Source organism: Nitrospirillum amazonense, assembly GCF_029594735.1.
GTDB classification, from domain to species: Bacteria; Pseudomonadota; Alphaproteobacteria; order Azospirillales; family Azospirillaceae; genus Nitrospirillum; species Nitrospirillum amazonense.
Genome location: NZ_JARPAF010000004.1, coordinates 109,127 through 123,245 on the forward strand (window position 1 = coordinate 109,127; position 14,119 = coordinate 123,245).

4 protein-coding genes are annotated in these 14,119 nt (G+C 70.2%); 1 reads left to right on the plus strand and 3 read right to left on the minus strand.

Translation table 11 applies throughout. The features are described from left to right. The first annotated feature begins 197 nt into the window (after positions 1–197). On the plus strand, positions 198–8,741 hold the full coding sequence (locus P5F91_RS21325; RefSeq protein ID WP_277908209.1) for a tetratricopeptide repeat protein: 8,544 nt from the start codon (positions 198–200) through the stop codon (positions 8,739–8,741). Between the two features lie 7 nt (positions 8,742–8,748). On the opposite strand, the gene P5F91_RS21330 is transcribed toward P5F91_RS21325, so the two are convergent. From P5F91_RS21330 to P5F91_RS21340, 3 genes are all read right to left on the minus strand, one after another. After that, positions 8,749–9,903, minus strand: coding sequence for a metallophosphoesterase family protein (locus P5F91_RS21330; protein WP_145608810.1), 1,155 nt, complete (start codon positions 9,901–9,903; stop codon positions 8,749–8,751). A gap of 64 nt (positions 9,904–9,967) precedes the next feature. After that, entirely contained in the window at positions 9,968–12,319 is a 2,352-nt protein-coding gene (locus P5F91_RS21335) for a TonB-dependent receptor (RefSeq protein ID WP_145608809.1), read from the minus strand. 379 nt (positions 12,320–12,698) lie between these two features. Then, positions 12,699–13,895, minus strand: a complete 1,197-nt coding sequence (locus tag P5F91_RS21340; RefSeq protein WP_277908210.1) for a glycosyltransferase family protein — start codon at positions 13,893–13,895, stop codon at positions 12,699–12,701. Positions 13,896–14,119 lie beyond the last annotated feature (224 nt).

The following is a 14,119-nucleotide window of genomic DNA, read 5'->3' on the forward strand; positions in this document are numbered from 1 at the left end:
GAGATCGCCCGGACAGGACGGTCGCCGGATGGTTGGGGTGAGTATAGCGCCAACACCACGGCAAGTATCAACAATCTGTGTGGTTTATGTAATCACCATACAACTGCTATCCTAACGGGGTGGTTACACGGGGTGGGCCTTCCGTTGGCGGCGAAACGGGGGTTGAACCTCCGAACAATGTTCCTGACAGGTGATAAATGGTCCATGGCGGCGCCGGTACGGGGGCGAAGGGCGACCGGCAGGCTGGCGGGCAGATCGCCGGCTTGCTGGCCCAGGCCATGGACCGGCACCGCGCGGGCGATCTCGCGGGGGCGGAGACGCTCTACCGCCGTATCCTGGCACTGGATCCGGCCCAGGCCGACGCGCTGAACCTCTGCGGCGTGGCCTGCCATCAGCAGGGGCGCTCGGTCGAGGGGCGCGCCCTGCTGGAACGGGCGCTGGCCGCGCGGCCCGACGACCAAGGCTCGCTGGAAAACCTGGGCCTGCTGCTGGTGCAGGTGGGGGACGCGGCGGCGGCGGTGCCCCTGCTGCGGCACACCCTGCGCCTGTTTCCCCGCAGCGTTTCCGCCTGGATGTCCCTGGGCCTGGCCTATGCCGAGCTGAAGGACCACCCGGCGGCCATGGCCGCTTATCACAGCCTGCTGGATATCGCCCCCACCCATGTCCCCGCCCTGCTGAACCTGGGCGACCTGATGCGCCAACTCTATGATGGCGAGGGCGCGGCGATCATGGCCCGGCGCCTGCTGGCGCTGGAGCCGGCCAACCCCCGGGGGCTGATGTCGCTGGCCAACGCGCTTCAGGTCCTGGGTGATCTCCCGGAGGCGGAGGCCGCCTTCACCCGGGCGCTGGCCGCAGACCCGCAGGATCCGGCGCCGCGCTATAACCGCGCCTATGTGCGGCTGGCGATGGGCCAGCTGCCGGGTGGCTGGGCCGATTACACCAGTCGTTTCGTTACCGGAAATATCCAGCCCTGGCGATATCCCGACCGCCCCCAGTGGGCAGGGGACGCGTTGGATGGCCGCCGCCTGATGATGTGGCGGGAACAGGGGCTGGGCGATGAGTTCATGTTCTCACCCCTCTATGTCCCGGCCCTACGTGCGGCGCTGGGGGGGGCTGCCGGCGGCAGTGTCGTCATCCTGACGGAGCCCCGGCTGATCGGCCTCATGTCGCGCTACCTGCGGCGCGAGGTGCCGGATCTGGCCGATCGCGTGGAACTGCGGCCCGAACCGCTGGGCGGCAACGATTTCGACGTACACCTGCCCGCCGGCGGCTTGCCGGCCCTGTTCGGTGCCCGCCTGCGTGATTACGCGGGGCGCGGCGCCGGCTGGCTGGCGGCCGAACCCCAGGCAGTGGCGCACTGGCGTCAACGCCTGGCCGATCTGGGCCCCGGGCTGAAAATCGGCATGTGCTGGACCTCCGGCATCAGGGCGCCGCACCGCGACCCCAATTACCTGGGGCTGACGCGGTGGGCGCCGCTGCTGTCCCTGCCGGGCATCACCTGGGTGGATCTGCAATACAGCGACGTCACGGCGGAGCGGCGGGCCGCGGCGGAACAGGGGCTTCGCCTGCCGCATCGCTTCACCGACCTGGACCAGCGCAATGATATCGAGGGCGTGGCCGCCCTGATTTCCGCCCTGGACATGGTGATCACCGCCCCCACCTCGGTGGGGGAGCTGGCGGGCGCCCTGGGCGTACCCATTTGGCGCATGGAGTTGCCGGGCGACTGGTCCATGCTCGGGACCCGGGTACGGCCCTGGTACCCGGCCATGCGCATCTTCCCGGCCGAGACTGTGGCCGATGCCCTGGACCAGGTGCGGATGGCCCTGCTGACGCTGGCTGATTTTGGTATCGAAACAAATGACCGTGGGGTGGCGCCCCGGGCGATGTCCCGCCCCCCCGACTTGCCGACCCTGGCCCAGGCCTATGATCTGCTGACGGCCGGCCGCGCGACGGAGGCGGTGGCCGCCCTGGACGCGCTGATCGCATGGGGCGAATTGGCGCCGACCGCGCGGGGCCAGGCGCTGCACCTGCTGGGACTGGCGCGCTTCCATAGGGGTGACGCCGCCGGGGCGGTGCCCGCCATTGTCCAGGCCCTGGCCCTGCTGCCGCCGGAACAATCGGCCATGCCGGCCAACAACCTGGGCAACATCCTGCGCCAGCTGGGCCGCCTGGCTGAGGCGGAGGCCGCCTACCGGCGGGCGCTGGCGCAGGACCCGGCCCTGGCGGCGGCGGCATCCAACCTGGGGGCGCTGCTGCGCGACCGGGGCGACTTGGCGGGGGCGGAGGCGGCGCTGCTGCACGCCCTGCGGCTGGCGCCCGAGCGGGCGGAAACGCTGGTCAACCTGGCGGGCACGATGACGGCCCTGGGGGCTCCGTGGCAGGCGGAATCCCTGGCTCGCCGGGCGGTGGCCTTGGCGCCGGGGATGGCGCATGCACACGGCAACCTGGGTACCGCCCTGGTGGCCCAGGGCCGCCTGGCGGACGGAACGCGCCACTTGGCCGCGGCCGGGGCGCTGGACGCCGGTGAGCCCCTGATCCAGTTCAACCTGGGCCTGGCCCGCCTGGCGCAAGGGGACCTGGCGGCAGGCTGGCAGGGCTATGCCCGCCGCGACCTGGGCGGGGCGGCGGGCCCGCTGCCGGCGCCGCCGTGGCGGGGGCAGGATTTGACGGGGCGCACCTTGCTGGTGCGGCGCGAACAGGGCCTGGGGGATGAATTGCTGTTCGCCAGCCTCTACCCCGACCTGGCGGACCGGGTGGGCCGGCTGGTCATCGATTGCGATCCGCGTCTGGCCGCGCTGTTCACCCGCGCCTTTCCCGGCGCCGTCATCGCGCCGGCGGGCCGCGTGCTGAACGGTGGCAACGCCCCGATGCCCGACGCGGCCCTGTCGGCGGGCGACCTGCCGGCCCTGTTGCGGCCGGACCTGGCCAGTTTCGCCGGGGGCCCGACGGCCTATCTGACGGCCGACCCGGCGCTGGCGGCAGTGTGGGCCACCCGTCTGGCGGCGCTGGGCCGGGGCCTCAAGGTGGGTTTGTGCTGGCGCAGCGGCCTGCGGACTGAAGAACGCGGCCGGTTGCTGTACCCGCAGCTGGACGAGTGGGACCCGCTGCTGCGGCTGCCGCACGTGCACTTTGTCAGCCTGCAGTACGACGGCGCGGCGGCGGAGCCCGAGCTGATGGCGGCCGAGGCGCGCCTGGGCATCCGCATCCACCGCTGGCCCGACCTGGATTTGCGCGATGATCTGGACGGCGTCGCGGCCCTGATCAGCGGCCTGGACCTGGTGGTGACGGCCGGCACCGCCGTGTCTGAACTGGCCGGCGCCCTGGGTGTGCTGTGCTGGCGGCTGGGCGCCACCTTTGAATGGACCCGGCTGGGCAGCGGGGCGCGGCCCTGGTTCCCGGCGCAGCAGCCCTTCTTCCCGCCGGAGGGCGAGGTCATCGGCGTGGTGCTGCCGCATCTCGCCTGGCGGCTGGCCAGTCTGGTCCGGAGCGCCCTTGCCGATGGTCCTGCGCCGTCGCCCCCAGCGCCATTGCCCCCGGCACCGTCACCTGACACGCTGTACGCCGACGGCCTGGCGGCACGCGACGCCGGCCGGGTGGACTTGGCTGTGGAGCGGTTGGGCCAGGCGGCGGACGCTGGCCATGCCAGTGCCCTGGCGGCGCTGGCCGGCCTGCTGCGGCGGGAGGAGCGCTGGGCGGCGGCGGCGGACCGTTACCGCCAGCTGCTGCGCCTGCGCGCCGACAATGCCGAGGCGCTGTCCGGCCTGGGCCTCGCCCTGCAGGGCTTGGGCCAGGGGGCTGACGCCCTGCGCTGCCACGACCGGGCCGTGCAGCTGGCGCCGGACCGGGCGGTCCTGCATGCCAACCGCGGCCTGACGTTGACCGCGCTGGGGAATGACGAAGCGGCGGCAGAGGCCCAGCGCCGGGCGACGGAGGCCGACCCCGGCTGGGTCGGCGGCTGGGTTAATCTTGGTGTCGCCCTGACCCGGCTGAACCGGCCGGACGCGGCGCTTGAGGCCTTTCACCGGGCGTTGGCGATCGAGCCGGCATCGGCGGCGGCGCTGAGTGGCCTGGCCAACCTGCGCCTGCTGCTGGGCCAACCGGAAACCGCCGCCGCCCATCTGCGCGCCGTGCTGACGCAGCAGCCCGACGACGCCGATACCCATCTCAATTTGGGTCGGGCCCTGTTCGACCTGCGCCTGGTGGAAGAGGCGCGCGACCATTACCGCCGCGCGTTGGCGCTACGGCCAGGCTGGGCCAAGGCGCGGGTGAACCTCTCCATGCTGGCGCTGGAGCTGGGCGACCTAGAGGCCGGGTGGCACGATTATCCCGCCCGCTTCGCCGTGCCCGACAGTACGGCCCGGCGGGACCTGGTGCTGCCGGCCTGGACCGGTGGCGACGTGCGGGACCGCGCCCTGCTGGTATGGGGCGAACAGGGCCTGGGCGATGAAATCCTGTTCGCCAGCTGCCTGCCCGACCTGCTGCGCTGGCTGGGCGCGCGCGGCTGCCGCCGCGTGGTGGTGGAGGTGGACGCCCGGCTGGTCGGCTTGCTGTCCCGGGCGCTGCAGCCGCAGGTCCCGGCGAGCCTGGACCTGGTGGTGCGTGGCCGTACCGACACGCCGCGCGACGCCGACATGCATGTGCCCCTGGGCGGACTGCCGGCCCTGCTGCGCCGCTCCCTCGGGGACTTTCCGGGGGATCCGCCGCCCTGGCTGCGTCCCGATCCGCAGCGGGCGGCGTTCTGGCGCGGCCGCCTCGCCGCCCTCGGGCCCGGCCTCAAGGTCGGTTTGTGCTGGCGCAGCGGCCTGCGCGGCCTGGGGCGGCAGAACCTGTACCTGACTCTGATGCAGATGGTGCCGCTGCTGACCGTGCCGGATGTCCATTTCGTGGTGCTGCAGTATGACGCCCGCGCTGGCGACGCCGCGGCGGAGATGGCCGAGGTCGCCGCCGCGACCGGCGTGACCCTGCATCTGTGGGATGACCTGGACCTGCGCGACGATCAGGAGGGGGTCGCGGCGCTGATGGCGGGGCTGGATCTGGTGGTGTCGGCCGGCACGGCGGTGGGTGAGCTGTCGGCGGCCCTGGGCATACCCACTTGGCGGTTTCAGCACATGCCGGCCTGGGCGTCCCTGGGCACCGAGGCGCGGCCCTGGCTCCCGGCGCAGCGCCAATGGTTTTCCGGCTGGGGGCCGCCGGAGGTGGTCGTCCCGGCCATACGCGCGGCGCTGCTGCGCCTGAGGGCGGAGACGGTGGCCAGCCCGCCGATGGATAACCCGGCCACGGTGGAGGCCGGCATGGCCGCCCATCGCGCCGGCGATCTGGCGGGGGCGGAGGCGATCTACCGTTCCGTGCTGGCGCGGGTGCCCGGGGATGTCGATGCCCTGCACCTGCTGGGCGTGGTTATGGTGCAGGATGGCCGGGTGGACGAAGGGGCCAGCCTGCTGCGCCGCGCGGTCGCGGCGGACCCCGCCTTCGCCCAGGCGCACAACAGCCTGGGCGGCGCCCTGCGGGCCGGCGGCGATTTGCCCGGCGCCCTGTCCGCCTTCAGCCGCGCCACGGAACTGGTGCCGGACTATGTCGAGGCCTGGGGCAACCTGGCCGGGGCCCATGTCGAGCTCGGCGCCTGGGATGCGGCGCTGGCGGCGGCGGGTCGCGCCCTGGCGCTGCGTCCAGGATATGCCAAGGCCCTGGTGGAGCAGGCCCGCGCCCTGGCCGGCCTGCGGCGCACGGCTGAGGGCTTGGCCGCCGCGCGGGCCGCCGTGGCGGCGGAGGAGACGCCCTACACCCTGACCAATCTGGGCCTGGCCCTGGGGACGGAGGAGATGTGGGGACTGGCGCGGGCCTGCCACGAACGGGCCCTGGCCCTGGACCCCACCTATGTCGAGGCCGCTAACAACCTGGCCCTGACCTGGCTGGGGGAACGCGGGCCCACGCGGGACGCCATTCGCCAGACCCAGGGCCAGGCCCGGGCGGGCTTCCAGCGGGCCCTTGCCCTGCGGCCGGATTTCGCGCCCGCGCGCTACAATCTGGCCATCCTGGATCTGGCCGAGGGGCGGCTGCCAACCGGCTGGTCCGGCTACCAGGCCCGCTTCGACGCCGGCCAGGCCCTGCCCGACCGCCGCTTTCCCCAGGCCCGCTGGCAGGGGGAGGCGCTGGGCCGGCGCCGCCTGCTGGTGTGGCGGGAACAGGGACTGGGCGACGAGCTGCTGTTCGCCAGCCTGTATCGGGAGCTGATCGCCACCCATCCCGAGGCCAGCTTCGTCTTGGAATGCGACGCCCGGCTGGCTGGCTATTTCACCCGCGCCTTCGTGGACCCAGGGAGCGGCAGGGTGACGGTGGCGCCGGACTTCATCACCGCCGCTGCCGCCGGCGCCGACCTGCACATCCCTGCCGGCAGCCTGCCCCAGGTGCTGCGGGACGGTCTGGGTGCCTTCACGGGGCAGGCCTATCTGACGCCCGATCCAGCGCGCCTGGCCGCCTGGCGGGTGCGGGTGGACGCGCTGGGGCCGGGCCTGCGCGTGGGCCTGTGCTGGCAGAGCATGGTGCGCGACCTGGACCGGGACAGCGCCTACACCCGCCTGGCCGACTGGGCGCCCCTGCTGCGCCTGCCGGGCGTCATCCCGGTGATGCTGCAATACGGCGCGGTCGAGGAGGAGGTGCGGGCGGTGGAGGCCGCCCTGGGCGTCACTCTGCACCGCTGGGCCGACACTGACCTGCGCCAGGATCTGGAGGCGGCGGGCGCCCTGACTGCCTGCCTGGATTTGGTGGTCACGGCCCCTACCTCCGTCGGGGAACTGGCGGGCGCCTTGGGCGTGCCGGTCTGGCGGGTGGGAACGCGCATGGACTGGTCCATGCTGGGCACCGCCGTGCGGCCCTGGTTCGCCGCCATGGCGGTGGTGCCGGCCCCGGCCGACGGCCGCGCCGCCGACACGGTGGCGACGGTGGTGGCCACCGTGGATCGGCTGCGCCGCGGGCTGCCCGTACCCCCGCAATCGTCACCTTCCGATGTGGATGGCCTGCTGGCCGCCGCCGCGCGTCATCAGGCGGGCGACGCCGCCGGCGCCCTGGCGCGCTACCGCGCCGTGCTGGACCGCCAGCCGGACCAGCCGGTGGCCCTGCATCTCCTGGGTTTGGCCCTGGCGCAGCTGGGCCGGGCGGAGGCGGGCCTGCCCTTCCTGCGCCGGGCGGTCGAGGTGGCGCCTGCCTATGCCGCCGCCCAGTCCAACCTGGGCAACGTGCTGCAGACCCTGGGCCGCGCGGCGGAGGCCGAAGGCCATTATCGCCTGGCCTTGGACGCGGAGCCGGACCGGCCGGATGTCCTGACCAATCTGGGCAACGCCCTGCTGGCGCAGGGCCGCGCGGCGGAGGCGGCGGCCTGCCAGGAAAGGGCCCTGCAGTTGGCGCCGGACCTGGCAGCGGCCGCGTCCAACCTGGGTACGGCCCTACTGGCGCTGGACCGCCCGGCGGCGGCCATCGACGCCTTCCGCCGGGCGCTGGGCGGCGCCCTGCTGCCGCAGGAGGTGTCGGATACGCAGGATCCCGTGGTCATCGACGCCCTGTGCGGCCTGGGCGAGGCCCTGCGCCGCGCTGGCGACATCTTCGCCGGACCGCCCTGGCTGGAGCGCGCTGTGGCCCTGGCGCCCGACCAGGCGACCGCGTGGAACAACCGGGGCCGCTGCCTGAACGATGCCGGCCGCTATGCCGCTGCCGGCGACAGCTATGCCCGCGCCATCGAACTGGATCCGGCCTTGGCCACGGCGCATTTCAACCGCGGCCTGGTCGATTTGCAGCTGGGCATCCTGAAGCGGGGCTGGCAGGGCTATGCCTGGCGCTTCGCGGCCGAGGATAAAGGGACGGCACCCCGCTTCGACCGCCCGGCTTGGCGCGGGGAAAGCCTGGCAGGCCGCACCCTGCGGGTGTGGCACGAACAGGGACTGGGGGACGAACTGCTGTTCGCCAGCCTCTATCAGGCGCTGGCCGCGCGGGCGGCCCACCAGGGGGCCACGGCCGTGCTGGTGGAGTGCGATCCGCGCCTGGCCGGTCTGCTGGGCCGCAGCTTTCCCTCCCTGCGCTTCCTGTCCCGGCCGCGCCGGCAGGAGGCGGCCGCGCTGGAGCCGGCGGGCGCCGACTTCGTGGTGGCGGCCGGCGACTTGGCGGCCCTCTTGGCGCCGACGCTGGCGGATTTCGCCTGCAGCGGGATGGCGGCGGGCTATCTGCTGCCCGATGCGGGGCGGGTGGCCCATTGGCGGTGCCGGCTGGCGGAGCTGGCTTCCGGGCCCGCCTTAGTGGTGGGGATCGCCTGGCGTTCCGGCCAGCTCAGCACCGAACGGTCGCGGGCCTATTCCACGCTGGCCCAATGGCGGTCCATCCTGTCCCTGCCGGGGGTCATGGCGGTCAGCCTGCACTATCAGCCGGCGGTGGAAGAGATCGCGGCGCTGAAGCGCGACCACGGCCTGACGGTCCATCGCTTCGCCGATGCCGACCTGCGCGACGATCTGGAAACGGCCGCCGCGCTGACGGCGGCTTGCGACCTGGTGATCGGTGCCGCCACGGCGGTGGGTGAGATGGCGGGGGCGGTGGGCACCCCCTGCTGGCGCTTCGCCTCACGCGACTGGACGACCCTGGGCACCCCGGTCCGTCCCTGGTTCCCGTCACACCGGCTGTTCGCGCTGGAGAAATACCAGCTGGAACCCGAACGGGCGCTGGAGGCCATGGCCATGCAGCTCCAGCGGTTGATGGAATAAACCCGGGTCAGCGTCCGGCGGGGATGTCCCATTCCTGCAGGGTGCGGCTGGCGGCGTCGCCGTCGTCGAAGCCGTGGATGGCCACGTGGGTGCGGCCGCTGCGATAGGCCCAGACTTCCGCCCAGGCGTATAGGCGGTCCACCTCCCCCGTGCCGCCCGCCTTGACCGCCGCCAGGGGCGACCCGCCGGATCCGATGATCACCTGCCAGGCCTGCCCACCCTGCGCCTTGGTCGGCTGCCAGGCGTGGAAGATGTGCTCATGCCCGCAGAAATATGTCGCGTGGTGGCGTTCCACGATCTGCCAGAAGGTGTCGCGCATGGCCTCGCCGCCCGCCTCCAGGCCGGTTTCCTTCTCGGCCTTGCCCACCTTGTCCTTCGGCACGGGGAAGTCGTAGTTGTAGGCCATCTTGTGGCCGAAGATGTAGATGTGGGTGGCGCCGCGCGCCTCGGCCGCCGTCAGGTCGGCCTCCAGCCAGGCGACGGGTGCGGTGCCGTCGGCGCCGCTGGGGTCGGTGTTGATGACGGCGATATGCACCGGGCCGGTGTCGAAGCTGTAGGTCAGCTGGCGCTGGTCGCTGGTGATGCGGTCGGTGCCGATGGCTGGCGTGTTGTCCATCGACCAATGGGTGGCGGGCACGCCCGTCAGCCGCTGCCATAGCGGGGCGTCCAGCACCAGGTCGCCCATGTTCGCCCGCCAGGCGTCCTCGTTGGCGGTGTTGGCCAGCTTCAGGGTCTTGCCGTTGGGCTGCTTGACCTTGCTTTCCGTCTCATGGTTGCCGGCCACGGGCAGGACGTAGGTGCCCGTTTCCATCAGCGGGGCCATCATGCCGCGCCAATAGGCGTACTCGCGGTCCAGCAACGGCCGGTCGGGGGTGTAGCCCATGACCATATCGCCCAGGAAGATGAAGGCCTGGGCATGGGCCGCCTGCACCTCACGGCTAATGCGGGCCAGCTGCCGCGTCGCCTGCAGGAACGGGGCGTCATGCACGGTCAGGCGCGGGTCCTCCGGATCCTGGCGGCTGTCGCCCACCGTGGCGAAGTGGAAGACTACCGGATCGTCGGCGGGCGCTGCCCGGGCGGCCAGGGCGGCGGCCAGGGCGGCGGCCAGGGTGGCAGACAGGCAGGCGCCGGCAAGCGCCAGCAGGCGGGCGGTGCGGATCATGGGGGAAACCTGAAAATGGGGAAGGGGGCGGCAAGGCGGCCGCCCCCGACGGTTGCGCCTAGGCTCAATATTTGACCTGGATGGTGCCCTGGATCTGGCGGCCGGCCTGGAAGGTGTAAAGGCCGCCGCCATAGGTGGTGATGGCCCGGTCGTTGGCCAGGTTGAAGGCCGCCAGTTTCAGCCGCACCATGCCGAAATCGTAGGAAATCGAGGCGTCGGTGGTGGTGTACTCGGGGATCTCCCACGCCTGGCCCGGCGCCAGGAAGGTGCCGTCGGCAGTGGTGGTGGCGGTGTTGCCGTTGTAGGCCACGACCTGGCGGCCCACCTGCTTGCGGCTCAGCGTCATCTGCCAGGGTCCCTGGTTGAACAGCACGCCGATGGCGTCCGTCCATTTCGGCACCTTGGTCAGGCCCTGGTGCGCCGTCAGGTCCTTGGCCGCGTTGATCGAACCGTTGACGAAGAAGGTCACGCCGTTGTCGAAGCTGTAGGCCGCCTGGCCTTCCACACCGCTATATCGGGCGTTGCCGGCGTTGACGTAGAACTGGCCGGTGGGGTCGGCGACCGACAGGTTGGTGACGTCGATCCTGTAGATGTCGGCATCGACGGTGATGTTGTCGCGGCTCCACACCGCGCCCAGCTGGTAGTTGGTGGTTTCCTGCGGCTTCAGGGCGTTCAGGTCCAGGTTGTTCACATACAGCGTGGACAGGGACGGGATCAGGAAGCCGGTGGCGTACTGGGCGTAGACCGCCACCTCCGGCGTGATCTTGTAGTTGGCCGTCAGGAACTTCAGCGTCTTGTCATAGACGTTGTCGCCGTGCAGCGGCCCGCGGGTGAAGTTGGTGACGCCGCTGTTCTCCATGGCGGCGTCCACGGTGCGGTCGAAGTTCACGTACTTGACGCCCGGGGTGATGGTCAGCCGCTCGATGGGGCGCAGCTCAAAATCGGCGAACAGCTGGTACTGGAACCATGAGCTGTCCTCCAGCGTCTTGACGTTCGAGACGTTCTTCACCACCGGCGCCGTCAGGCTGGAATACTTCAGGTCATCGATGCCCTGCGTCAGGTCCTGCAGCAGGTTGTGCCGGTCGGTGCTGGAGGTTTCGACCAGCCCGCCCACCTTCAGGGTGCCGAAGGTCCAGTCCTTGTTGCCGCGCAGGATGTCGCCGAAGACGCGGTAGCGGTTGCCCTTGCTGTAGCCGCCGATGTCGGTCTTGGGCAGGTTCTTGTTGCCGGTGCTGGAGGTGTTGGCCGCCCCCACCAGGCCAGTGACGTCGTTCACCGATTCCGTCTGGTTGGAATAGAAATTGGTGTAGGCGTCATTGTCGACACTGAAGCCGTCGCCCAGGTCGCCCTTGACGTTGATGTAGTCGAAGTCGCTGGATTTACGCTGCTGGTTGTACTTGTAGTAATGCTCGTCCTTGGGGTTGTCGTTCAGGGCGAAGTCCTTGCCGTAGGCCACGACCTGGGCCCAGGTTTCGCCCGGGCCGGCGTCGGACTGGTAGAAGTGGGTGCGGTTGTGGGTGGCGAACAGCGTCGCCTGCCACGTCTCGCTGATGGGCACCTGGATCTTGATCAGCTGGTTCTGCGCCTCGCCGCTGGAGAAGCTCAGCTCGCCGTCCGACTGCCGCTCATCGAAGTTCAGCAGGATCTTGGTGCCGCCCAGTTCGTCCAGCTTGCCGGTCTGGATGGTGGAAACGAAGTTCTGGGTGTTGAACGAGCCGAAGGTGATCTTCTGCGACAGGCCGAACGTGTCGTCCACGGTGGGCGAGAAATAGTGGATGGCGCCGCCGAAGTTGGCTTGGCCCAGGTCGCCCGCCGCACCCGGGCCGCGGTCCACGACGGCCGATCCGATGGTGGACGCCGGGAAGTATGAGGCGGGGTGGTGCGTCGGATCGTTGGTGTCGCCGAAGGCCATGCCGTCGTAGGTGATGTTGAACTGCCCGTCGGCGAAGCCGCGCAGGGTGACCTTGTTGGTCTCCCCCACGCCACCGCCGTTGGAGGCGATGCCGCCGATGCTGGGGGCGATCAGGACGGTGGTGGTGAAGTCGCCGGTCTCGGGCGTCGCCTGCTCGATGTAACGGCGGCTGATGAAGGATTTCGGCTGGGTCTGGTCCAGCGACGCCTTCACGGGCGCCTCGGCGGCGGCCCGGTTGCGCTCCGCCTCGATCAGGATGGTGTCCACGTCCACACCTTCCGAGCCGGTGCCGGCGGTGGAGCGGCTGGCGCCCCCGCCCGTGTCCCCGGTGCCCGTATCCCCACTGCCCGTATCCCCACTGCCCGTGTTCCCACTGGCGCCGGCGTCCACGACGGCATCGGCGGGCGCGGCCCAGGCCCCGCCGGCCCAGGCCAAGCCCACGGCGCTGCCGGCCAACAAGGCGGCGCGGAGGAAACGGCGGCTGCTTCTTGTTTTGTTGAACATTTTTCGGCTCCCCATGAAAAACGTGGCGCTTCACTAGGTTTCGCGCCTTGGGGGTGCACGTTAAATTTTGGTTGATTGTTTATTTCGGTATTATTACATGGAAAGAAATTATCTTGGGCTATGGTCGATTAACGACTTTGTTATTAATTAAACATTCTGTTAGTTTTGACGCGATGGGCATGGGAATCCGGCGGAAGCACTTGGTTTTTGTTGGTATGGCCTTGATGCCGATCACCGTTTGACATGAACGCGGAGAACGAAACCAGCTTTATACTGATAATGATTTTCAAAGTGCGCGAGTGGACCCGCTGCGCCACTATGACGCAGCGGGTAACCGGCCACGTTTCCGGTCAGTGGATCGAAGGTGATGGATCAGGAGTCAGCGGGTCAGGATGTTGACGGCCGCGAACAAATCCAGGATGTGGCGGGCGCGGACGTCCCAGGTGTGGTGCGTGGCGGCCTGGCGGAAGCCCGCCCGGGCCACAGCCGCCAGGCCGGCCGGGTCGGCCAGCGCCGCCTCGATTTGGGCGGGCAGGGTCTGCAGGGAGGTCCAGCGATAGAACAGCATGTCACGCCCGTCGGTGTAGTGGCGGTCGTAGTAGCGGCTGGTGTCCGACACCACGGCGGCGCCGTTGATCTGCGCCGCGAACACCCGTTCATGCCCGCCCGCGACGAAGTTGTTGTTGCTGTTCAGCACCAGGCGGGTGCGGCGCAGCAGGCGCAGCGTCTCTTCGAAGCTGCCTTCCCCCCGCCAATCGAAGGCGGGGAAGGGCCGGTCCTCCCACCCTTTACCGTAAACCACCAGCGGCACCCCGGCGGCATTCAGGGTCACCAGCAACTGGTGTCGGCGATAGGCTTCCACATAGCGGTAGACCTCGCCTGATTTGCGGATCAACTGGATTCGGCTGGCGGGGGGCAGGCTGGTGTCGCGGACGGCCAGCACCTGGTCGATGGCCTCCTCCAGCGACAGCGTGTCCTGGCTCAGCGCAAGGTCGGCGGCGTCGTCGAACAGGGTGGTGACGAAGTTGCGCTCGGCGCTATGCCATTTCCGCTGGGGCGCGCCCCGGTAGGTGCCGGTGAACAGCAGGGGGATGTCGCGTAGCACCGCCCAGTCCTGGAACAGCGTTTCTTCATCCGGCATGGCCGGCGGAATGCTGGTGTTGGCGCCTGGCGGCATCAGCGACAGTGCGGCGAAATGCTCGGGGGGGAAGCTGTCGCGCACCAGCTTGACGTGGCTTTCGTCGAGGAAGCTGACGATCAGCCGCCGGTCCATCTTGATCTCCAGCCGGGGCCAAAGATGCACCGGATGGTCGACATGCAAGGTGATGAACAGGCTGTCGACCGCATCGTACAGCGTCTGGTCGGCGACGCGCATATCCACCCCCATGCCGTTGAGGGAGTAGAAGAACTGCACCGGCTGGCTGAGTGCGGCGTTCAGCCGCGCCATTCCGTCCGGGAGCAACAGGTCGATCACAATGGCCTCGTGCCCCATGGCCGCGAGGGCCGCCGCCAACTGGTCGATATGCAGCCGAAGCGAGCCGTATTGCGACTGGCCCTTGAACAGAACGATACGCATGACCTCTCCCCTGGGGCGTCGGCCCCTGGCGCCTAAGGTGCCCCAGCCGGGCTGGTGACGCCAGCATCGGACACCGGTGCCCAGACGGTCATGAATCGTTAACCAATATGTCGCCGTCTTTTCAAGCGGATGGCGTAACGGACGGTTTCCCAACCCTCGCCGGATGATCGTCCATGACCTTGGTGAGCCCCGCCGGGCCCTGTCGCGGTTGCTGCTGGGGGCCG